Source organism: Phreatobacter oligotrophus (genome assembly GCF_003046185.1).
GTDB lineage: Bacteria > Pseudomonadota > Alphaproteobacteria > Rhizobiales > Phreatobacteraceae > Phreatobacter > Phreatobacter oligotrophus.
Map to the genome: position 1 here is coordinate 12275 of NZ_PZZL01000006.1, position 20349 is coordinate 32623.

Genomic DNA, 20349 nt, shown 5'->3' on the forward strand with positions numbered 1-20349 from the left:
ATAACCCAGCTACCTTCTGGCGTTGACCCAGCGCTGCCTCACCTCTAGTTAGCGGCTGTGTGCATCCCGAACCGTCTAAAACATTCTGACCCTCGCCTTCGATCCGCGGTAGCGAGAAGCGTTTTGTGATCCTCGGATCGCGTGCCGCCGAGTACTGGAGATCAAGTCTATCTCAATGCGATCGGTTAGCGACGAAGTCGAACGTTGCCTTCCCTACTTTGTCCGGCTTTGCGTCAATAGCGTTGTCGCTACTGGCGCGAAGCTTGACGAATCTGCAATTGAGGTTGCCCGCAACATTCATCGTAATCTCCCCGCCGTGACCGACCCGGTGCTCCGCGACCACTTTGAGGCGACGTTGGCAGACCTTGTGCACCTCGTATCAGCCCTCGCTCCCCGCCTGCCGCCAGAAATGATCCGTGATTTCGCCGAGAAGGCCTCGCAGGCGCAGGTCGCGGCGACCCTCAAGCGCTCCCTGATCGGAGCCCTGCGCGCCGCTAGCTGACGCCTGCCGTTTTGGCAGGCGATCCGCAGGGTTCACAGAACTTTGGCGCTGTGCCAAAAAACCTCCGCTTGGAAAGTCCAACGTCGTGCGGGGCGCCGGACAGCCCTGCCCACAGCCGTCGCTCACGCCCGAACAAAAAACTAAGGATCCATCGCGCTTTGGATGCGACCGCGGGTCATTCCGCAACTCAACAGCCTCGCCTCCCGCTGGTCGTCGACCTCGACGGCACGCTGCTGCTGACCGACACGCTCGATGAGCAGATCGCCGAGGCGCTGTTCCGCCGGCCGCTGCATCTTGCGCGAGCCCTGCCGGAGCTGGGCCGTGACCGCGCCGCGCTGAAGCGGGCGCTCGCCTCAGAGGTCGATCTCTCAACCGCGGCCCTGCCCTTCCGCGAGGACCTCCTGGTCTGGCTGCGCGACCAGGCGGCCGCGGGCCGGCAGGTCCATCTGTGGTCGGCGGCCACCCAGAGCGTCGTCGACGCCATCGCCCGCCGGCTCGGCTTCTTCGCCTCGGCCACCGGCTCGGGCGACGAAAACCTGAAAGGTCCCGCCAAGGCCGCCCATCTTGCCCGCACCTTCCCGGAAGGCTTCGTCTATGTCGGCGATTCCGCCGCCGACCTCGCGGTCTGGAAGGTGGCGAGCGGCGTCGTCCTGGCCGGGGCGAGCCGCGCCGTCGCCGAGGAGGCCCGTGCCCTCGGCAAGCCCGTCGAGGCCGAGTTCGCGGATGTGCCGCTGTCGCCGCGCGAATGGGCGAAGGCGGTGCGGGTGCATCACTGGTCGAAGAACGTCCTGATCTTCGTGCCGCTGGTGCTGGCCCATGCCTTCACCGATCCGGCGGCCGTCGCCGCCACCATCATCGGCCTCCTCTGCCTGCTGATGGTCACCTCCTCGACCTATCTCATCAACGACGTCTCCGACCTGCAGGCCGATCGCCGGCACTGGTCGAAGCGCCGCCGCGCCATCGCCTCCGGCCGCCTGCCGATCCGTCTTGCGCTTGGCGGGGCCGCGGGTGCGATCACGCTCGCCCTCGTCGTGGCGACCCTGCTGGCACCGGGCTTCGCCCTGACGCTCATCGCCTATCTGGTCCTGCCCCTCGCCTATTCCTTCGGCCTGAAGCGCATCCCGCTGCTCGACACGCTGGTCATCGGCATCCTCTTCACCACCCGCCTCGTCATGGGCATGGCGCTGCTGCCCAACCCCTATTCGGCCTGGCTGCTGACCTTCTCGGTCTTCTTCTTCACATCGCTCGCCATCGCCAAGCGCCATACCGAGATCGTCCGCGCAGCCGGTGCCAGCGAACATGCCCTCGCCAGCCGCGGCTACCGGCCCGAGGACGCGCCGCTGACCCTCGGCTTCGGCACGGCGGCGAGCGTCGCATCGCTGCTCATCATGGTGCTGTTCCTCGTCGAGGAGCTGTTTCACCGCGGCACCTACACCCAGCCGAGGCTGCTGCTTGCCGTGCCTCTGCTGCTCGCCATCTGGGTCGGCCGCATCTGGCTCCTCGCCCATCGCGGCGAGATGCGGGACGATCCCGTCAGTTTCGCCTTGCGGGACCGCGTCAGCATCGGCCTTGGTTTCGCCGTCGCCTTCGTCTTCGTACTGGCCCTATGACGCGATTCACCGAAACCGCCGACCACCTGTCCTGGGGCCGCACGCTGCGCCTGAGGCACCGCGTGGCGCGCCCCCTCTTCCGGCAGGACGTGCCGGCGACGCTCACCGAGGGCCTTAGCGCCCTGCCGAGCCTCCTGCCCACCGGGCTGCGCCGCTCCTATGGCGACAGCGTCCTCAATCCGGCAGGCGGCATCATCGACATGACCGGCGTCAACCGGATGATCGCCTTCGATCCGGACACCCGCATCCTCCGGGCCGATGCGGGCCTCTCCTTCGACGCGCTGCTCAAGGCCATGGTGCCGCGCGGCTTCTTTCCGCCGGTCTCGCCGGGCACCCGCTTCGTCACGCTCGGCGGCGCGGTGGCCAATGACGTGCACGGCAAGAACCACAACGGCGCCGGCACGATCGGCCGCTGGATCCGCCGCCTCGGCCTGCTGCGCTCCGACGGCGTCGAGCGCGACCTCGCCCCCGGCGACCCCGACGGGCTCTTCGCCGCGACGATCGGCGGCCTTGGGCTCACCGGCATCATCACCTGGGTCGAGATCGAACTCATGCCGATCTCCGGCGCGCTCATGGATGTCGAGACCATTCCCTTCGACGATCTCGACGGCTTCTTCCGCCTTACCGCCGAGAGCGAGACGACGCACGACTACACCGCCGCCTGGGTGGACTGCCTCGCCACCGGCGACAGGACCGGACGGGGCATCTTCAGCCGCGCCCGCCATGCGACCGGCGGCGAGCTATCCGCCGGCAAGGGCGCTGGCCCGACCGTCCCCGTCGACCTGCCCTCCCTCGCGCTCAACCGCTTCAGCATTCGCGCCTTCAACGCGCTCTATGACTGGAACGGCCGGCGCAAAGCCGGTCACGCCATGCAGCACTACCAGCCGTTCTTCTATCCGCTGGACGCCATCGGGCAGTGGAACCGCATGTATGGCCATGCCGGCATGTACCAGTACCAGTCGGTGGTCCCGCCAGCCGCCGCGCGCGACGCCACCGCCGCCATGCTGGCCGCCATCGCCGCCGCGGGCGAAGGCTCCTTCCTCGCCGTGCTCAAGACCTTCGGCGACAGGCCCTCGCCCGGCCTCCTCTCCTTCCCGCGGCCGGGCACCACGCTCGCCCTCGACTTCCCCAATCGCGGCGGCTCGACCATGGCGCTCCTCGCCCGGCTCGACGCCATCGTCCGCGAGGCCGGCGGCAGGCTCTATCCGGCCAAGGACGGCCGCATGCCCCGCGACATGTTCCGCGCCGGCTATCCCGACTGGGAGCGCTTCGCTGCCCATGTCGATCCGCGCTTCTCTTCGCTCTTCTGGACAAGGGTCGGCTCATGACGACGATCGCTCCCGCCGCCGGCCGGCGCCTCCGCCTCGTGGTGCTCGGCGGCACCTCCGGCATCGCCGAGGCCACCGCCCGGCTCTATGCCGCCGAAGGCGCCGAGATCCTGCTGGTCGGCCGCCAGGAGGACAGGCTCGCCGCCATCGCCACCGACCTGAAGGTGCGCGGCGCAGCGCGGGCCGAAACGGCCGTCGCCGACCTTGCGGCGCCCACGGATGCGGCCGCGGCGCTCGCCGGCTTTGCCGCGACCCTCGGCGGTATCGACCACATCCTCGTCGCCTATGGGATCCTCGGTGACCAGGCCAAGGCGACCCGCGATCCCGCCGCCGCCGAGCGGATCATCACCGTGAACTTCAATTCCGCCGCCGCCTGGTGCCTCGCCGCCGCCAACCTGCTGGAAGCCCAGGGCCACGGCTCGCTCGTCGTGCTCGGCTCGGTGGCCGGCGATCGCGGCCGCCGCCAGAACTTCGTCTACGGCGCGGCCAAGGCGGGCCTTGCAGCCCTCGTCGAGGGCATCGCCCACCGCTTTGCCGCCAAGGGTCCGCGCGCCGTGCTGGTGAAGCCCGGCCCGACCATCACGCCGATGACCGAGGGCATGGTGCGCAAGGGCTTCACCTGGGCCAAGCCCGAGGACGTCGCCGCCGTCGTGCGGCGCGCCGCCGACAAGGGCGGACCGGTGGTCTACGCCCCCTGGTTCTGGCGCTACATCATGCTGATCATCCGCTTCCTCCCCGCGCCCATCTTCAACAGGCTCGACATCTGATGCGGGTCGTCGTCACCGGGGCGGCCGGCCTCGTCGGCCAGAACGTCATCGCGCGGCTCAAGGGCGAGCCGGGCGTGACCATTGTCGGCATCGACAAGCATCCCGCCAACACGGCCCTGCTGCGCCGCATCCACCCGGAAATCACCGTGATCGAGGCGGATCTCGCGGCGGACGGTGAGTGGACCGAGGCCTTTGCCGGGGCCGATGCCGTGCTGCTCAACCAGGCGCAGATCGGCGGCCTCGACGAGGCCGAGTTCACCGCCAACAACGTCACGGCCACCGAACGCATCGTCGAGGCCATGCGCCGGCATGGCGTGCCCTATTTCGTGCACATCTCGTCCTCAGTGGTGAACTCGCGCGCCGACGATTTCTACACCCGGTCGAAAACGGCGCAGGAGCGCTACATCGACACGGTGGAGATCCCCCACGTCGTTCTGCGGCCGACGCTGATGTTCGGCTGGTTCGACCGCAAGCATCTGGGCTGGCTGCGCCGCTTCATGGACCGCACGCCGGTCTTCCCCATTCCCGGCGACGGCCGCTTCATCCGCCAGCCGCTCTATGTCGGCGATTTCGCCGCCATCATCACCGCCTGCCTGAAGATGAAGGCCACCGGCACGCACGACATCTCGGGGCTGGAACAGATCGATTATGGCGATCTCATCGGCATGATCCACGAGATCGTCCGGCCGCGGGCGCGCATCGTGCACATCCCCTACCGGCTGTTCTGGCTGCTGCTCTGGGCCTATGCGCTGGTCGACCGCAACCCGCCCTTCACGACGCGCCAGCTCGAGGCGCTCGTCATCCCCGAGACCTTTCCCGTCATCGACTGGCCGGGCATGTTCGGCGTGACGGCGACGCCGCTGCGCCAGGCCCTGGTCGAGACCTATTGCGACCCGGCCTACGCGTCGATCGTTCTGGACTTCTGAGAGGGCTTCCCGCGTGTCACGGATCGTCGTCATCGGAGCCGGCCCCATGGGCCTTGCCGCTGCCCATCGCGCCGCGACCCTCGGTCACGAGGTCGATCTCGTCGAGGCCGGCGACCGCGCCGGCGGCATGGCCGCCCATTTCGACTTCGGCGGCGTCTCGATCGAGCGCTTTTACCATTTCGTCTGCAAGACCGACGCGCCGACCTTCGCGCTGATGGAGGAACTGGGGATCGCCGACCGGATGCGCTGGGTAGGCACCTCCATGGGCTATTTCATGGGCGGCAAGGTCCATCCCTGGGGCGATCCCATCTCGCTCCTCACCTTCCCCCATCTCGACCTCGTCTCCAAGATCCGCACCGGCCTCCAGATGTTCTGGACGACGAAGCGGCCGACCATGGACGGCATCGAGAACCTCACCGCCCGGCAGTGGATCGAGGGCGGTTCGGGTCGTACCGTCTATGAGCGACTGTGGAAGCGTCTCATGGAGCTGAAGTTCTACGAGCTGGCCGACGAGGTCTCTGCCTCGTGGATCGCCACCCGCGTCAAGCGCATCGGCAATTCCCGGCGCTCGATCTTCCAGGAAGAGCTTGGCTATGTCGACGGCGGCTCGGCGACGCTGGTCTCGGCCCTGGTGGACGCGATTGGGGCCAAGGGCGGCCGCATCCACCTCTCGACCCCTGCGACCCGCGTCGAAACGGCGGAGGGCCGCGTGACCGGCGTCACTGCCGGCGGCCGGCCGTTCCCCGCCGATGCCGTCATCTCGACCGTTCCGACGCCGCTCGTCTCCCGCCTCGTGCCGGACATCCCGGAGGACTGGAAGGCACGCTACGACGCCATCCGCAACATCGGCGTGGTTTGCCTCATCCTCAAGCTGAAGCAGCCGGTGACGAAGCACTTCTGGGTCAACATCGTCGACGACCAGATCCCCATCCCCGGCATCATCGAGTTCTCCAACCTCCGTCCGACCGGCGACACCATCGTCTATGTCCCCTACTACATGCCGGTGACCCAGCCGAAATGGGGCTGGAGCGACGAGGCCTTCATCACCGAGGCCATGGCGGCCATCGGCCGGGTCAACCCCGCCATCGGCCGGGACGATCTCATCGACGCGAAGGTGGGCCGCCTCACCCATGCCCAGCCGGTCTGCGAGCCGAACTTTCGCGACAAGCTGCCGCCCATCGAGACGCCGATCGGCGGCCTGCAGGTGGCCGACACCTGCTACTACTACCCGGAGGATCGCGGCGTCGCCGAGAGCATCCGCTTCGGCCGCATGATGGCGGAGCGGGTGGCGTGAGGGGCCTCGTCGGCGATCTCGCCCGCTCCCCGTTCCTGCGCTTTCTCGCCTCGGGTGGAATCGCCGCCGGCGTCAACATCCTCGCCCGCATCCTGTTCTCGCAGGTGATGGCCTATGAGATCGCCGTGGTGGTCGCCTATCTCGCGGGGATGCTCACCGCCTATGTGCTGATGCGGCTCTTCGTCTTCGAAGCCTCGGGACGCGGCGCGGGAAGCGAGCTCTGGCGCTTTGCCATCGTCAATGCCGTGGCGCTGGTGCAGGTCTGGCTGGTGAGCGTCGGCCTGGCGCGCTGGCTCTTCCCCGCTGTCGGTTACACCTTCCACGCCGACACGGTGGCCCATGTGATCGGCGTGCTGAGCCCGGTCCTAACAAGTTACTGGCTGCATAGCGGCTTTACGTTCGGGACAGGCCGCGGGTGAGGCGGAGATGCCAACGCTTCTGGTCGTGTCGAGGCTCCGCCGTCCGATAGGTGCGGCAACGGAACGATGGAGACCAAGGGTAGACCAGTGTGATCGTTGCGTAGTGGGTCAACTCCCGGCACCACGTTAGAGGTTGGGATTGCCAAAACTGGCGTTCGCCATTTGCATCGTGTTTGCTTTAGACTCGGCCCGCTTACAGTCGGAGCGGATTGAAGCTCGGCCGACCGGTGCGACTATCTTCGCCTATCACGTCGATGACCCCGAACGGTATGGCGTCATCGCATTCGACCGCCAGGGCCAGGCTATCTCTATCGAGGAGAAGCCGGCAAAGCCCAAATCGAGCTGGGCGGTGACGGGGCTCTATTTCTACGACGCGGACATCGTCGCCATCGCGAAGACGGAGAAGCGTTCGGCGCGAAACGAATATGAGATCACCGACGTGAACCGCGCCTATCTTGAGCGCGGCGACCTGCACGTGCAGCGCAGGGGCCGGGGCTTTGCCTGGCTCGATACCGGCACGCCGGATTCGCTGACCGATGCATCCAACTTCGTTCGGACCCTGGAGAAGCGGCGGGGCACGCGCATCTGCTGCCCTGAGGAGGTCGCCTTCGAGAAGGGCTATATCGACGCCGCCCGGCTCGCGGTGCTGGCCAAGGTGCTGGGCAAGAACCCGTATGGGCGCTACCTGCGGCGCATCGTCGACGAGCGCGGATGATGCGGCACCGGAAGGAGGCGGGCACATGAAGATCACCTCGCTTGAGATCGACGGCCTGCTGCTGGTCGAGCCGACCCGCATCGGCGATGCGCGCAGATTTTTCTCCGAAACCTTCCGCGCCGACCGCTTCGCCGAGGCGGCGGGGCCGGTGACCTTCGTCCAGGACAACCATTCGCTCTCGGCGGCACGCGGCACAATCCGCGGCCTGCACTACCAGAAGGCGCCGCGCGCTCAGGGCAAGCTCGTCAGCCTGGTCGGAGCTCGGTTCAGTCGCACATCAATCTAGGGAGCAACGTGTGCCGTCGCTCTTGCGCGCCGGGCACGGCGGGGCGCCCGATCAGAACATCGGATCGCCGGTGGCGGACATGATGGGTGTCATGCGGAATGGGCCTCATGCGGAGGGCATTCGATTGCGCGCCAAATCTCGCGGCCCTGTCCGTCGCGCAACCCGTCATCAAGACGTTGACACCAGGCAACGCAGAAACCCACGACGAACATCATCACCCAAGTTGGCGCGCTGCGGACTCTTGACTGAAAGCCAGCGGAAACCAAGCAAAGGGGAGGCACGCCTCGTCCTAGCGGCCGGCGGTCAGACGCGCTTGTAGTCGTCCTGGCTTCGGACGATGTCGTCCTCGCCGAGATAGCTGCCCGACTGCACCTCGATCAGCTCCAGCGGGATCTTCCCCTCGTTGGAGAGGCGGTGCCAGGCGCCGAGCGGGATGTAGACGTTCTCGTTCTCGCGCACGATCTTGGTCTCGGCATCCACCTCGACGGTGGCGGTGCCCTTCACGACGATCCAGTGCTCGGCGCGGTGGAAATGCTTCTGCAGCGACAGGCGCGCGCCGGGCTTCACCACGATGCGCTTCACCTGGAAGCGCTCGCCGCGATCGACGCTCTCGTAGGAGCCCCAGGGGCGCAGCACCTTGCGGTGCTCGTCGGCGAGGCGCCGGGTGTCGTCGGAGGCGCGCAGATTCGCAACCAGGGTCTTCAGCTCTCCCGCAACCGAGCGCTTGGCCACCAGCACGGCGTCCTTTGTGGCGACCACGGCGACGTCGTCGAGGCCGATGACGGCGGTATGGACGTCGTCGCTGGCGACATAGGAATTGCGCGTGCCGGCAAGGGAGACGGCGCCGCGCACGGCATTGCCGGCCTCATCCTTATCGGCCAAGGCCCAAAGCGCATCCCAGGAGCCGAGATCGGACCAGGCATAGTCGGCGGCGATGACGGCGGCGCGGTCGGTCCGCTCCATCACGGCATAGTCCACCGACTTGGCGGGCGAGGCGGCGAAGGCGTCGCGATCAATGCGCTCGAAGGAGAGATTGCCGACCTGGTCGACCGCGATGGTCGAGCCGACCGCCTTGGCGGCGGCGGCGATGGCCGGCTCGAAGCTTGCGAGTTCGGCGAGGAAGACGTCGGCGCGGAACAGGAAGTTGCCGGAGTTCCAGAGGTAGCCCTCGGCGAGGAAGCGCGTCGCGGTCTCCTCGTCCGGCTTCTCCACGAAGGCGGCGACCATGCGCACGCGCCCGTCCATCAGGTCACCCGGCCGGATATAGCCGTAGCCGGTGGCGGGATGGGACGGCGTGATGCCGAAGGTGACGAGCGCGCCGGCCTCCGCCGCGGCAAGACCCGCGGCGGCGGTGGCGGCGAAGGCGCCCGAATCGGTGACCAGATGATCGGCGGCGAGCACCAGCAGCACCGCCTCCGGATCGGCAGCGGCCGCGAGTTCGGCGGCCACCGCGATGGCCGGACCGGAATCGCGGCGCATCGGCTCAAGGACGATGCGGCCGGCCGTGCCAGCGCGGGAGAGCTGGTCCGCGACGAGGAAGCGGAAGTCCTCGCCGGTGACGATGATCGGATCGGCGAAGATGGTGCGGTCGGAGACCCGCGCCAGCGTCTCCTCGAAGGTCGAGCGCGCCCCCAGCAGCGGCAGGAACTGCTTCGGATAGGCCTCGCGCGAGGCCGGCCAGAGGCGCGTACCGGCGCCGCCCGACAGGATCACCGGAACGATCAGCCTTTGCTTCGACATTGGTCGCAAATCCTTCACACTTCGCTCAGCATGGACGCCCTTGACCTAGCCGCTGGCGCAACGACGCGCCACAACCTTCGCTCGGCATGGTCAACGCCGCGGTTCAGGCGCGCGGCGGAATGCCCAGGAACGGCCGCTCGAAGCGGGTGAGGCCGACCCGGGACTGATGCGCCGCCGCCACGAGGATCAGGTAGCAGGACACGAAAACCGTGTTGGTCTGGTCATGGCTGAACAGCAGGTTGGTCAACCCGAACAGCGCGTAGCAGCCCGATAGCAGGATGGCGAAGGCGACACGGTCCGAGCGCCGCTCGTCCCGCGCCGAATCCACCGCGATGAGGATCGGCGCGGCGAGCAGCGCGATGAGCGCGATCAGCCCGATGACGCCCCGGCCCACCGCGGTGGAGATGAACTCGTTGTGCAGGTGCCGGTAGGGCGGCACGCGGTAGCCGTCCGCGGCGGCGCGCCGGCGCACCTCTTCAACCGCATTCTGGCTGCCGACGCCGAAGACCGGGTCGTCGAGGAAGGCATCGAAGCCGTAGCTCCAGAGGATGACGCGGTGGGCGGTGGAGGCGTCGCGGTGGCGGATGATGTCCTCGGCCTCGAGGGCGGCACGCACCTGGTCGATGCGCTGCGGCACCTTCATCTCCACGGCGAAGACGAAGAGGGCGCCGACGAGAACCGTCGCGACGGGCCCGGCCTGCCACAGCCGCCGGCGGATCATGGGCCAGAGATGGATGGTGACGACGAGGACCACCAGCGGCAGCGCCACCAGCGCGCTGCGGGTCTGCGACAAGAGGGTCGCCGCGATGCCCGAGGCGAAAACCGCGAGCGCGAAGACCCGCATGGGGTGCGACAGGCGCTGGAAGCCCACCATGGCAAGGCCGGCGCTCATCATCGCCGTGTCGCCGAAGGGGATGGCATTGGCCATGCCGGCCGTGGCGCGGTGATGGCCGAAGAGGAAGACCTGCACCAGCGCATGGCCGAGGGCGACGATGCAGGCGGCGCGCACACCGTTGAGGAAGAGGTCGAAGACATCGACCTTCGGCGTCTGCACCAGCGTGCCGACCAGCATCACCACGGTGAGGAAATGCAGGGCCGTGCCGACATCCATCCAGCCGGCTAGCGGGTTGGCGAAGGCCAACGGCGAGATGAGCGTCGCCGCGAAATAGCCGAGCGCCACGAGGCAGCCGAAGGCGGTGGTCTGCGGCCAGACCCAGGTGATGCGCCGGGCGAGGAAGACCAGCCCGACATAGATGCAGGCGCCGAACCAGAAGAAGGTGGCGGTGCTGCCGAAGGTCATCGGCAGGAAGCCGAGGACCGGAATGTAGAGCCAAGCCGGCCGGTTGATGTCGTTGATGGTGGCGAGGAGCCAGGCCCAGGCCCCCGACAGGAGCGAGTGGCGCCGCGGCGCGGGCGGTGTCGAGGCCGTGCTCATGACACCCCCGCCCCCGCTCTCAGCGTTGCAGACCCATCGAGGCGGTCAGGCCTCCGTCCATGGTGATGGTCGCGCCCGTCATGTAGCCGGCGAGCGGCGACAGGAGGTAGGCGACGAGCCCGCCAATCTCCTCGGGCCGCGCGAAGCGGCCGGCGGGGATCTGCTTCTCCATGGTCTCGCGATAGTCCGCGTATTTCGCCATCATGTCGGTATCGACGAAGCCCGGCGCGACCACATTGACCGACACGCCGCGCTTGGCGCTCTCGATGGCGAGCGTCCGGCAATAGGCGGCCAGCGCCGCCTTGGAGGCGCCATAGGCGGCATTGCCCTGGTTGGAGCGCTCCGCCGTCACCGAGCCGATGGCGACGATGCGGCCGGTGCGGGCCCGCATCATCGGCCTCACCACGGCATTCACCAGCCGCGTGAAGGCGAAGAAGTTGATCTGCATGACCGCCTCGGCCTTGGCCTGGTCCATGACCGCGGCGAGCTGGTCATAGGGCTGGCCGGCATTGTGGACGAGGCCATAGAGCGCCTCGCCCTTTTCGAGCTCGGCGCAGAAGGCGTCGACCGCCGCCTTGTCGGCAAGGTCGAGGGTCGCGACCGCGATGTCGCGGTCGGGATGGGCGGCCTTGAGCTCGGCGACGAGGGCATTCCCCGCATCGCCCGAGGAGCGCACCGTGAAGGTCACGTCATGGCCGGAGGCCACCACCGCCCGGACGATCGCGGCGCCCATGCCCTTGGCGCCGCCGGTGACGAGGACGCGTCCCATCAGGCGGGCTCCGCCGCGAGGACGAGGCAGACATTCTGCCCGCCGAAGCCGAAGGAGTTGGAGATGGCCCGGGTCACCTTGGCCTGACGCGCCGTGTTCGGCACGAGGTCGAGCTTGATGGCCGGATCGGCTTCCGCGTGGTTGATGGTCGGCGGGATGACGCCGCTGTTGATGGTCATCAGCGTGAACACCGCCTCGATCGCGCCGGCTGCCGAGAGCGTATGGCCGATCATCGACTTGTTGGACGAGACGGCGATGCCGGCGAGATGGTCGCCGAAGACGGCGGCGAGGCCGACATATTCCATCTTGTCGTTCTCGGGCGTCGAGGTGCCGTGGGCGTTGACGTACTGGACGTCGGCCGGCGTCACGCCGGCATCCTCCAGCGCATTCTTGATGCAGCCGATGATCGGCGCGCCATCCGGGCTTGAGCGGGTGCGGTGGAAGCTGTCGGCCATCTCGCCACAGCCCTCGACGACGCCGAGGATCTTGGCGCCGCGCGCCTTGGCATGCTCGTAGGATTCCAGCACCAGCGCGCCCGCGCCCTCCGCCATGACGAAGCCGTCGCGGTCCTTGGAGAAGGGCCGCGCCGCGCCGGTCGGATCGTCGTTGCGGGTGGAGAGCGCCGAGAGCAGCGAGAAGCGCACCAGCGATTCCTGGTTGGCCGAGCCGTCGGCGCTGACGACGAGGGCTGCTTCCGTCTCGCCGCGGCGGATGGCCTCGACGGCCAGCTGGATCGCCGTCGCGCCGGTGGCGCAGGCGGTGGAGATGGAGATCGGCGCGCCCTTGGTGCCGAAGCGGTCGGCGAGCTGGTCGGAGACCGAGCCGAACAGGAAGCGCGTCTGCATGGCGGAGAAATCCTTCGCCGCCGCGCCCTTGAGGATGTCGGTATAGGTGATGTCGGCCGCCTTGCCGGAAGCGGCGGCAATGGCTTGGCGCTGCGGCCATTCCAGCTCCACCGGCGGCATGCCGAGGAAGAGCGGGCCGGGGAAGGTGCCGGGCGCGATGCCCGCTTCCGCCACCGCCTCGTCGCCGGCCAGCGCCGCCATCTTGGTGGTGAGGTCGGGGGCGTTCTCGAAGGGCACGAAATCAACCGTGCCGGCGATGGTGGTGCGCAGGCCCTCGACGGGGAAGCGGGTGATCGTGTGGATGCCCGACTGGCCTGCGGTCAGCTTCGCCCAGTTCTCCTGCTTGCCCTGGCCGAGCGAGGTGACGACGCCCATGCCGGTGACGACGACGACGGGACGGCCGTGACGGTCCTTCATCTGGGTCATGCCCGCCTCCTCAGATCGCCTCGACGAGGGCCATGCCCTCGCCGCGCCAGTGGCCGACCGAGGTGACCACGGCCTGCTTCACCTTGCGCGTCATCTTCGCCTCGTCCTTCGACCCGCCGACGGGCGGCACGGCCTCGCCGCGCTGGACCATCATGGCGGCCAGCGCCACGTTGGCCGGGAAGGTCGCCTCGACGCTGTGGCCGATGACCGAACCGGTGGCGCGCGTCGGCACGCGGCGCTGGTCGAGGATGTCACGCTCGATGGCGACGGCCTCGGACACGCCCGTGGCGCCGGAGACGACCACCGTCGCGCCGGGAATGAGGCCGGGCGAGATCTCGTTCCACTGCACCGCCATCGTGTGCTCGGCATCGCCGTCCTTGCGGCGGGTGCGGTCGGAGGAGACCTTGGACAGGCGGGCGATGGGCTTGGCGCCCCGCGCCTCGGCGTGCTCGCGCGCCTCGATCACGAGGAAGGCGCCGACCGAACCGAGAATCGTGCCGCCGCCGTCCTTCGGACGCTCCCAGACCGGCGCCCAGGGCTTGGTCCAGTTCATGTGGCCGAGTTCGAAATGCAGGATCGTGTCGGGCCGCTCCGCCGAATAGGCGCCGCCGACGAGGAAGATGTCCCCCTGGCCGGCATGGCAGCGGTTGAGCGCCACGCGCACGGCATCGACGCCCGCCATCTCCTCGCCCATGAAGGTGCGGGAGGAGCCGACGACGCCGTGGACGATGGAGATGTTGCCGGCGAGCAGGTTCGACAGCTGGGCGAGGAAGAGCGTCGGCCTGAGGTCGTTCATCAGCCGCTCGTTGAGGAACTTGCCGGGCTCGTTGGCCCCGGCGAGGCCCGACAGGACCTGCCCGTCGACCGCATAGTCACGCTCGCCGCCGCCGGCCGCGACGATCATGTGCATGCGCTTGAGGATGTCGCCCTCGCCCTTCACGCCGGCATCGTCGAGGGCGAGGCCCGCGGCATAGGTGCCGAGGCGCTGCCAGCCCTCCATCTGGCGGCGGTCGCCGCGATCGGGGATCTGCTTGGCGAGGTCCAGCGGCACGGCCGGATGGACCTGATAGGGCGCATAGGTGGTCGAATCGAGCTTCAGCCAGGCGTCGCGATCGCCATTGAGCGCGGTCCAGTGGGCGTCGAGCCCCTCGCCCAGCGCCGAGACGAGGCCGATCCCGGTGATCCAGGCCTCACGTTCCCTGGCAATCGCCATCATGCACTCCCTTCAGGCCGCGACCAGCTTCTCGAACGGGAACTGGAGGCGTTCCCCCCACTCCCGGATCATCGCGGCAAATTTCGGATCGGGGAAGGTCTTCACCGCGAACTTGATCTCGGCCTCGGCGACGCGCTTGCCCTCGCGGGTGATGAAGGCCTTGGTGACCGCATAGCTGGAGCCGTCGCCGATGAGCTCGGCATGGACCATCAGCGGCGTCGAGGGCTTCACGAAGTCGCGCATCTTCGTGGTGTTGGTGCCGACGAGGAAGGGCATGGCGGTGAGGCCGTTGAGGCCGAGGATGAGCCAGCCCGAGGTCTGCGCCATGGCCTCGATCATCAGCACGCCCGGCAGCAGCGGATAGCCGGGGAAATGGCCCTCGAAGACCGGGCTCTCGGCCGGCACGTCGGCGGCGGCCACGAGGGTCTTCTTGTCGGCGTCGAACTCCACGACGCGGGTGATCATCTGGAAATATTCGAGCCGCATCGGAGGCGTTCTCTGCCGCGCCGCAAGGAGCGCGGGGCCCTTTTTGAGGTGTTTTTTGAAGACGAAACCGGCCGGGGGGCCCGGCCGGTCATGCAGACTGGAGCTGAAGGCGGCTGCCCTTGGGGCGACCGTCCAACCGCCGGATCAGGCGCCCTTGGCGGCGACCAGCTCGTCGATCTTGCCGCAGAGCGCGCCGAGGACGAAGTAGTCTTCCGTCTTCGCCTTGCCCTCGTTGACCTCCTGCGTCCACTTCTCCAGCGGCAGCTTGATGCCGAAGGCCTTGTCGATGGCGAAGGCGATGTCGAGGAAGTCGAGCGAATCGATGCCGAGATCGTCGATCGCATGGCTCTCGGGCGTGATCTTCTCCAGCGGGATGTCGCAGGTTTCCGAGATGATCTTCGAGACGGTTTCGAAGGTGGACGACATGGTAGCGCTAACTCCTGAGCGGCCGCCGGCTCCCGGCCGGTGGCGCAAGACAAGGCCATCGCCCGCGGCGGGCGCCTCGAATGGTCGCTGCTGCTATAGATGACGAGGCCCGGCTCATCAACCCTGTGGAGGATCGGCCCACCGTCGCACGGCCTGCGCGCCGCGCCCGGATTTGACGATCCCGCCCCGGGCCTTTAGGCAGCGGCGCTCTGCGGTTCCATCCGGCCGCCCGCTGACAGGGCCGGCCCCGGGGCTATCCCGTCCCCGCTCTTTCGAAGGATCGTGCCATGCGCGCCCTGCGTCTTCACGGTGATCGTGACCTCCGCATCGAGGAGATCGAGGATGCCCCCGCCCCGGGTCCGGGCGAGGTGCGCATCCGCGTCGCCGCCGTGGCGCTGAACCATATCGACGTCTGGGGCTTCCGCGGCATGGCCTTCGCCAAGCGCAAGATGCCGCTCGTCGTCGGCGCCGAGGCCTCCGGCACCATCGAGAGCATCGGCGAGGGCGTCACCGCCTTCGCGCCCGGCGACCATGTCGTCATGTTCGGCGCCAAGACCTGCGGCACCTGCCGCTTCTGCCAGCGCGGCCAGGACAACCTGTGCACCGACGTGCAGGGCATCATGGGCTTCCACATCGACGGCTTCGCCTGCGAGCACGTCACCATGGAGGCCCGCCACGTGCTGAAGGTGCCGGCCGGCGTGTCGCTGCGCGATGCCGCCACCGCCCCCATCACCTATTCGACCGTCGAGCACATGCTCATCGACAACTGCAAGCTTGAGCCCGGCGAGACCGTGCTGGTCCAGGCCGGCGGCTCAGGGATCGGCACCATCGCCATCAAGCTGGCGAAGTCCATCGGCTGCACCGTCATCACCACGGTGGGCGACGACGAGAAGGCGGCCAAGGCGCTGGCGATTGGCGCCGACCATGCGATCAACTACCGCACCGAGCGCTTCGAGGGCGTCGTCCGCAAGCTGACCCAGAAGAAGGGCGTCGACGTCGTCTTCGAGCACACCGGCGCCGACACCTTCAACCAGTCGCTGTTCTGCCTGCGGCGCGGCGGCCGCCTCGCCACCTGCGGCGCGACCTCGGGCGCCACGATCTCGATGAACCTGATGCAGCTGTTCCAGCAGCAGTACAAGATCTTCGGCTCCTTCGGCGCCCCCATCCGCGCCATTGCCGACGGCCTGAAGCGCATCGAGGCCGGCGTCTCCCCGGTCATCGATACCGAACTGCCGGTGGGCCGCTTCGCCGAGGCCCTGGAGCGGCTGGAGAGCCGCAAGGTCTTCGGCAAGATCCTCGTCCATATCTGAGGCCGGGTCCTTGGTCCGCTGGATCCGCCATCATGTCCCGGCGCTCATGGTGCCGTTCGACTGGATCGTCGGCATGCTGGTGCTGGTCGCGATGGCCGGCATCCGCTCGCTCGGCCCCGACCGCGCCAGCGACATCGGCGCCTGGATCCTGCCGCGCCTCGCCCCGCTGATCGGCGCCAACCGCACCGGCTACGCCAATCTCAAGGCCGCCTATCCCGAGAAATCCGAGGAGGAGATCCGCGCCATCCTGCGCGGCGCCTGGGAGAATCTCGGCCGCACCGCCTTCGAATATGCCTGCATGGACGACCTGTGGGACTATGATCCCGCCCGCCCGAACCAGGGCCGCATCGTCACCGATGACGTGCCGCTCTATGAGCGCCTGCGCGACGACGGCAAGCCGGCCATCTTCTTCGCCGCCCATCTCGCCAACTGGGAGATGCCGGCTGTCGCGGCGGCCGCCCACGGGCTCGACACCACCTCGCTCTACCGCATGCCCAACAACCGCTATGTCGCGCGCGCCATCCAGCGCATCCGCGGCCGCACCATGGGCAAGCTCGTCGCCTCCGGAGGCGGCGGCGTCCTCCATCTCGCGCGCGAGCTCGAGGCGAACAACCATGTCGGCATGCTGATCGACCAGCACCTGCATCGCGGCGTCGACGTCACCTTCTTCGGCCGCCCGGCCAAGGCCAATCCGACCGCCGCGCGCCTCGCCCGCGAATTCGACTGCCCGGTCCATGGCGTGCGCGTCATCCGCCTGCCCGGCAACCGCTTCCGGCTGGAGGCGACGGAAGCCCTCGACCTGCCCCGCGATGCCGACGGTCGCATCGACGTGAAGGGCGCCATGCAGATGATGACCGACGTTGTCGAGGGCTGGGTGCGCGAGCATCCGGAGCAATGGCTCTGGCTGCATCGCCGCTGGCGGTGAGGCCTATGGCGCGGCGCACCGGTCCCTGATTACCATTCGTCCGGGGGGACTGATTCCATCATGCTTGTGCCGCGCATCCGACAATCCACGACAAGGGCCATGCTGGCTGCTGAGGCCACGCCGCCGATCAGCGGCATGTGGCGCTATGCGCTGGTCACGAGCGTCGGGCTCTGGGGCCTCGCCGGATCGGTCATCGTCCTGATACGCTGAGGGGGACGCATGGGCGCCATGCCGCAGCGTCCGGCGGCTAGGCGAAGCCTGCGCCCCGTCCTATGACTGGGCGCATCGCCCTGTTCCCGCCCCTGGATGCCCGAACCGCCGCATGACCTGGTCCATCGACGCCGTTGTCATCGGAGCCGGCGTGGTTGGCCTTGCCACGGCGCGCCGCCTGGCGCTGGCGGGCCTTGAAACCCTGGTCATCGAGGCCGCGGACGCCATCGGCACCGGCACCTCCTCGCGCAACAGCGAGGTCATCCATGCCGGGCTCTACTATCCGACCGGCTCGATCAAGGCGACGGCCTGCCTCGCCGGCAAGGACCTGCTCTATCGCTACTGCGCCTCGCGCGGCGTCAAGGCGGTGGCCTGCGGCAAGCTGATGGTCGCGACCTCCGACGACCAGTTGCCGAAGCTCCAGGCGATCTGGGACCAGGCCCATGTCAACGGCGTCACCGGCCTGTCCTGGATGACGCCCGACGAGGTCCGGGCCATGGAGCCGGAAGTCGCCTGCGTGAAGGCCTTCTTCTCCGCCACCACCGGCATCGTCGACAGCCACGGCTTCATGCTGGCGCTGCAGGGGGACCTCGAGGAGGCCGGCGGCATGGTTGCCTTCGAGGCCCCGGTGGTCTCGGCCGCCGTGACCCCGACCGGCATCCGCATCGTCACCGGCGGCGCCGAGCCGGCGGAGATCGATGCCCGCATCGTCGTCAACGCCGCCGGCCATTTCGCGCCGAAATTCCTCGGCGCCCTCGACGGCTTCCCCGCCGCCCATGTGCCGAAGCAGTGGTACGCCAAGGGCAACTACTTCTCGCTCGTCGGACGCCAGCCCTTCTCGCGCCTCGTCTATCCCATGCCCGACACGGCCGGCCTCGGCGTCCATGCGACCGTCGACCTGCAGGGCCGCTGCCGCTTCGGGCCGGATGTCGAATGGGTGGAGAGCGAGAGCGACCTCGTCGTCGATCCGCGCCGCTCGGACGGCTTCTACGCCGCCATCCGCGCCTATTGGCCCGGCCTGCCCGACGGCGCCCTGCAGCCCGACTATGCCGGCATCCGCCCGAAGCTCCACGGGCCGGGAACGCCCATGCCCGACTTCCGCATCGACGGGCCCGAGGTGCATGGCACGGCCGGTCTCGTGAACCTCCTGGGGATCGAGAGCCCCGGCCTCACCGCCTCCCTCGCCATTGCCGACCTCGTCGCAAGCCGCCTCGACCTTCCCGCCCTGGAGACCGTGCCATGACAGACGCCACCACCGTTCTCGCTCAGGGCGCCCTCGCCACGGCCGCGGCGATCCGGGAGGGCCGGACCAGCGCCGGCGCCGTGATCGAGACGACTCTCGCCCGCATCGCCGCCGAGAACGACCGGCTCCATGCCTTCATCGCCGTCATGGCGGACGAGGCCCGCGCCGAGGCCGACATGCTCGACGCGGTGCAGGCGCGCGGCCAGACCCGCGGACCCCTCCACGGTGTGCCCGTGGGCGTGAAGGACATCATCGACGTCGCCGGCCAGAAGACCCGGGCCGGCTCGGTCACCCGCGACCACCTGCCCCCGGCCAGCGCCGATGCCTGGTGCGTGACGCGGCTGCGCGCGAGCGGCGCCATCGTCGTCGGCAAGACCCACACGGTGGAATATGCCTTCGGCGGCTGGGGCACCAACCCGATCGCCGGCACGCCGGTGAACCCGCATGACCGGGCGACGCCTCGCAATCCTGGCGGCTCCTCCTCGGGCACCGGCGTTGCGGTGGGCGCCGGGCTCGTGCCCATCGGCTTCGGCACGGATACCGGCGGCTCGGTGCGCCTGCCGGCCTCCTGGTGCGGCACGGTCGGCCACAAGACCTCCATGGGCCTCGTCAGCCGCGCCGGCGTCGTGCCGCTGGCCCTCCACTTCGACACGATCGGCCCGCTCTCCCGCACCGTCGCCGACGCGGCGCTGATGAGCCAGGTCATGCTCGGCTCCGATCCGGCCGATGCCTCGACCACGGGCGCGCCCGGCCTCGACCTCATGGCAGGCCTCGAGGCGGGTGTTGTCGGGCTCACCCTCGGCGTGGTCGAGCTCGATGCTGCCATCGCCGTCGACCCGGAGGTGGCGGCAGCCGTCGCGGCCACCCATGCGGCGCTGGAGAAGGCCGGCGCGCGGCTCGTCTCCGTGCGCCTGCCGGAGACGCTGGCGACCTACACCACCGAGTGCGGCGAGCTGATGATGGTCGAGGGCGCCCATCGCCACGGCGCGCTGGCGCGGGAGAATCCGCTGCGCCTCAGCCCCTGGGCGGCCAAGCGCATCGGCGGCGGCTTCGACATTCCGGCGGTGCGCTACTTCGCAGGCGTCGAGACGCGCCGCGCGCGGACGGCGGCCGCCAATGCGCTGCTGGCGGAAGGCGGCATCGACGCGCTCGTCTTGCCGACGACGCCGATCGTCGCCCAGCCGCTGGCGACGATCGACGAGGCCGGCCTTCCCGGCATCCTCACCCGCTTCGTGAACTATCTCGAATGGTGCGGCGTCTCGGTGCCGGTCGGAAAGACGGCCGCGGGCCTGCCCATCAGCTATCAGGTGGTCACCCCACGCTTTTGTGACGCACGCGCCCTGCGCATTGCCCGCGCGGCCGAAAAGGCCGTCGGCGGGCCGCTGCCCCTGCCCGCCTGACGCGTTTCGCGCCAGTTTGCCCATGGGCGCCCTGGGGAGAACGCGGTTCTCCACCGGAGCCTGTCGACAGGACC

At 68.8% G+C, this 20349-nt stretch carries 19 protein-coding genes and 1 pseudogene; 13 read left to right on the forward strand and 7 right to left on the reverse strand.

The features are described from left to right. The first annotated feature begins 175 nt into the window (after nucleotides 1–175). The 9 genes and pseudogenes from C8P69_RS23550 to C8P69_RS14530 all read left to right on the forward strand — a co-directional run bounded on the left by C8P69_RS23550 (nucleotide 176) and on the right by C8P69_RS14530 (nucleotide 7847). The gene (locus C8P69_RS23550; RefSeq protein WP_146167345.1) at nucleotides 176–502 is read left to right on the forward strand and encodes a hypothetical protein; all 327 of its coding nucleotides are present in this window, start codon (nucleotides 176–178) and stop codon (nucleotides 500–502) included. Nucleotides 503–660: 158 nt separating this feature from the next. Continuing rightward, the gene (locus C8P69_RS14495) at nucleotides 661–2112 is read left to right on the forward strand and encodes a UbiA family prenyltransferase (protein ID WP_170118249.1); all 1452 of its coding nucleotides are present in this window, start codon (nucleotides 661–663) and stop codon (nucleotides 2110–2112) included. Beyond that, entirely contained in the window at nucleotides 2109–3440 is a 1332-nt protein-coding gene (locus C8P69_RS14500) for an FAD-binding oxidoreductase (protein WP_108178152.1), read from the forward strand. The genes C8P69_RS14495 and C8P69_RS14500 overlap by 4 nt, the downstream gene beginning before the upstream one ends. After that, entirely contained in the window at nucleotides 3437–4207 is a 771-nt protein-coding gene (locus C8P69_RS14505) for an SDR family NAD(P)-dependent oxidoreductase (protein ID WP_108178153.1), read from the forward strand. The genes C8P69_RS14500 and C8P69_RS14505 overlap by 4 nt, the downstream gene beginning before the upstream one ends. Beyond that, nucleotides 4207–5133, forward strand: coding sequence for an NAD-dependent epimerase/dehydratase family protein (locus C8P69_RS14510; RefSeq protein ID WP_170118250.1), 927 nt, complete (start codon nucleotides 4207–4209; stop codon nucleotides 5131–5133). Before C8P69_RS14505 ends, C8P69_RS14510 begins: the two co-directional genes overlap by 1 nt. A 13-nt stretch (nucleotides 5134–5146) precedes the next feature. Further along, complete coding sequence (locus C8P69_RS14515; protein ID WP_108178154.1) at nucleotides 5147–6427, forward strand: NAD(P)/FAD-dependent oxidoreductase; 1281 nt, start codon at nucleotides 5147–5149, stop codon at nucleotides 6425–6427. Next, nucleotides 6424–6846, forward strand: a complete 423-nt coding sequence (locus C8P69_RS14520; protein WP_108178155.1) for a GtrA family protein — start codon at nucleotides 6424–6426, stop codon at nucleotides 6844–6846. Before C8P69_RS14515 ends, C8P69_RS14520 begins: the two co-directional genes overlap by 4 nt. 214 nt (nucleotides 6847–7060) lie before the next feature. Then, nucleotides 7061–7561: pseudogene (locus tag C8P69_RS14525) on the forward strand (sugar nucleotidyltransferase); the annotation flags it as partial. Nucleotides 7562–7586: 25 nt separating this feature from the next. Beyond that, a complete protein-coding gene (locus C8P69_RS14530) occupies nucleotides 7587–7847 on the forward strand; it encodes a dTDP-4-dehydrorhamnose 3,5-epimerase family protein (RefSeq protein WP_108178157.1) in 261 nt (86 codons plus the stop codon). 303 nt (nucleotides 7848–8150) lie between these two features. Here C8P69_RS14530 and C8P69_RS14535 read toward each other — a convergent pair whose 3' ends face one another. From C8P69_RS14535 to C8P69_RS14565, 7 genes are all read right to left on the reverse strand, one after another. Beyond that, nucleotides 8151–9587, reverse strand: a complete 1437-nt coding sequence (locus C8P69_RS14535) for a mannose-1-phosphate guanylyltransferase/mannose-6-phosphate isomerase (protein ID WP_108178158.1) — start codon at nucleotides 9585–9587, stop codon at nucleotides 8151–8153. A 103-nt stretch (nucleotides 9588–9690) separates the two neighbouring features. Beyond that, complete coding sequence (locus tag C8P69_RS14540) at nucleotides 9691–11022, reverse strand: O-antigen ligase family protein (protein WP_108178159.1); 1332 nt, start codon at nucleotides 11020–11022, stop codon at nucleotides 9691–9693. Nucleotides 11023–11041: 19 nt separating this feature from the next. Further along, nucleotides 11042–11791, reverse strand: coding sequence for an SDR family NAD(P)-dependent oxidoreductase (locus C8P69_RS14545; RefSeq protein ID WP_108178160.1), 750 nt, complete (start codon nucleotides 11789–11791; stop codon nucleotides 11042–11044). Continuing rightward, a complete protein-coding gene (locus C8P69_RS14550; RefSeq protein WP_108178161.1) occupies nucleotides 11791–13062 on the reverse strand; it encodes a beta-ketoacyl-ACP synthase in 1272 nt (423 codons plus the stop codon). Before C8P69_RS14550 ends, C8P69_RS14545 begins: the two co-directional genes overlap by 1 nt. Before the next feature lie 10 nt (nucleotides 13063–13072). Continuing rightward, the gene (locus tag C8P69_RS14555; protein ID WP_420541447.1) at nucleotides 13073–14278 is read right to left on the reverse strand and encodes a beta-ketoacyl-ACP synthase; all 1206 of its coding nucleotides are present in this window, start codon (nucleotides 14276–14278) and stop codon (nucleotides 13073–13075) included. Between the two features lie 9 nt (nucleotides 14279–14287). Further along, nucleotides 14288–14761: a 3-hydroxyacyl-ACP dehydratase FabZ family protein gene (locus tag C8P69_RS14560; protein WP_108178162.1), complete on the reverse strand. Its 474-nt coding sequence runs from the start codon at nucleotides 14759–14761 to the stop codon at nucleotides 14288–14290. A 144-nt stretch (nucleotides 14762–14905) separates the two neighbouring features. Then, nucleotides 14906–15187: an acyl carrier protein gene (locus tag C8P69_RS14565; protein ID WP_106748888.1), complete on the reverse strand. Its 282-nt coding sequence runs from the start codon at nucleotides 15185–15187 to the stop codon at nucleotides 14906–14908. Nucleotides 15188–15474: 287 nt separating this feature from the next. On the opposite strand from C8P69_RS14565, the gene C8P69_RS14570 reads away from it, so the two are divergent. The 4 genes from C8P69_RS14570 to C8P69_RS14585 all read left to right on the forward strand — a co-directional run bounded on the left by C8P69_RS14570 (nucleotide 15475) and on the right by C8P69_RS14585 (nucleotide 20275). Beyond that, on the forward strand, nucleotides 15475–16497 hold the full coding sequence (locus C8P69_RS14570; RefSeq protein ID WP_108178163.1) for a zinc-binding dehydrogenase: 1023 nt from the start codon (nucleotides 15475–15477) through the stop codon (nucleotides 16495–16497). 10 nt (nucleotides 16498–16507) lie between these two features. Then, nucleotides 16508–17422, forward strand: coding sequence for a lipid A biosynthesis lauroyl acyltransferase (locus C8P69_RS14575; protein WP_245902057.1), 915 nt, complete (start codon nucleotides 16508–16510; stop codon nucleotides 17420–17422). Between the two features lie 322 nt (nucleotides 17423–17744). Further along, on the forward strand, nucleotides 17745–18875 hold the full coding sequence (locus C8P69_RS14580) for an NAD(P)/FAD-dependent oxidoreductase (protein ID WP_108178164.1): 1131 nt from the start codon (nucleotides 17745–17747) through the stop codon (nucleotides 18873–18875). Then, nucleotides 18872–20275, forward strand: coding sequence for an amidase (locus tag C8P69_RS14585; RefSeq protein ID WP_108178165.1), 1404 nt, complete (start codon nucleotides 18872–18874; stop codon nucleotides 20273–20275). The genes C8P69_RS14580 and C8P69_RS14585 overlap by 4 nt, the downstream gene beginning before the upstream one ends. The last annotated feature ends 74 nt before the right edge of the window (nucleotides 20276–20349 follow it).

Coding starts and splice junctions, on each gene's coding strand:
- C8P69_RS14500 (WP_108178152.1), top strand. CDS start 2,109: ATGACGCGATTCACCGAAACCGCCGACCACCTGTCCTGGGGCCGCACG.
- C8P69_RS14535 (WP_108178158.1), bottom strand. CDS start 9,587: ATGTCGAAGCAAAGGCTGATCGTTCCGGTGATCCTGTCGGGCGGCGCC.
- C8P69_RS14565 (WP_106748888.1), bottom strand. CDS start 15,187: ATGTCGTCCACCTTCGAAACCGTCTCGAAGATCATCTCGGAAACCTGC.
- C8P69_RS14585 (WP_108178165.1), top strand. CDS start 18,872: ATGACAGACGCCACCACCGTTCTCGCTCAGGGCGCCCTCGCCACGGCC.
- C8P69_RS14570 (WP_108178163.1), top strand. CDS start 15,475: ATGCGCGCCCTGCGTCTTCACGGTGATCGTGACCTCCGCATCGAGGAG.
- C8P69_RS14550 (WP_108178161.1), bottom strand. CDS start 13,062: ATGACCCAGATGAAGGACCGTCACGGCCGTCCCGTCGTCGTCGTCACC.
- C8P69_RS14580 (WP_108178164.1), top strand. CDS start 17,745: ATGACCTGGTCCATCGACGCCGTTGTCATCGGAGCCGGCGTGGTTGGC.
- C8P69_RS14545 (WP_108178160.1), bottom strand. CDS start 11,791: ATGGGACGCGTCCTCGTCACCGGCGGCGCCAAGGGCATGGGCGCCGCG.
- C8P69_RS14540 (WP_108178159.1), bottom strand. CDS start 11,022: ATGAGCACGGCCTCGACACCGCCCGCGCCGCGGCGCCACTCGCTCCTG.
- C8P69_RS23550 (WP_146167345.1), top strand. CDS start 176: ATGCGATCGGTTAGCGACGAAGTCGAACGTTGCCTTCCCTACTTTGTC.
- C8P69_RS14510 (WP_170118250.1), top strand. CDS start 4,207: ATGCGGGTCGTCGTCACCGGGGCGGCCGGCCTCGTCGGCCAGAACGTC.
- C8P69_RS14555 (WP_420541447.1), bottom strand. CDS start 14,278: ATGATGGCGATTGCCAGGGAACGTGAGGCCTGGATCACCGGGATCGGC.
- C8P69_RS14560 (WP_108178162.1), bottom strand. CDS start 14,761: ATGCGGCTCGAATATTTCCAGATGATCACCCGCGTCGTGGAGTTCGAC.
- C8P69_RS14530 (WP_108178157.1), top strand. CDS start 7,587: ATGAAGATCACCTCGCTTGAGATCGACGGCCTGCTGCTGGTCGAGCCG.
- C8P69_RS14505 (WP_108178153.1), top strand. CDS start 3,437: ATGACGACGATCGCTCCCGCCGCCGGCCGGCGCCTCCGCCTCGTGGTG.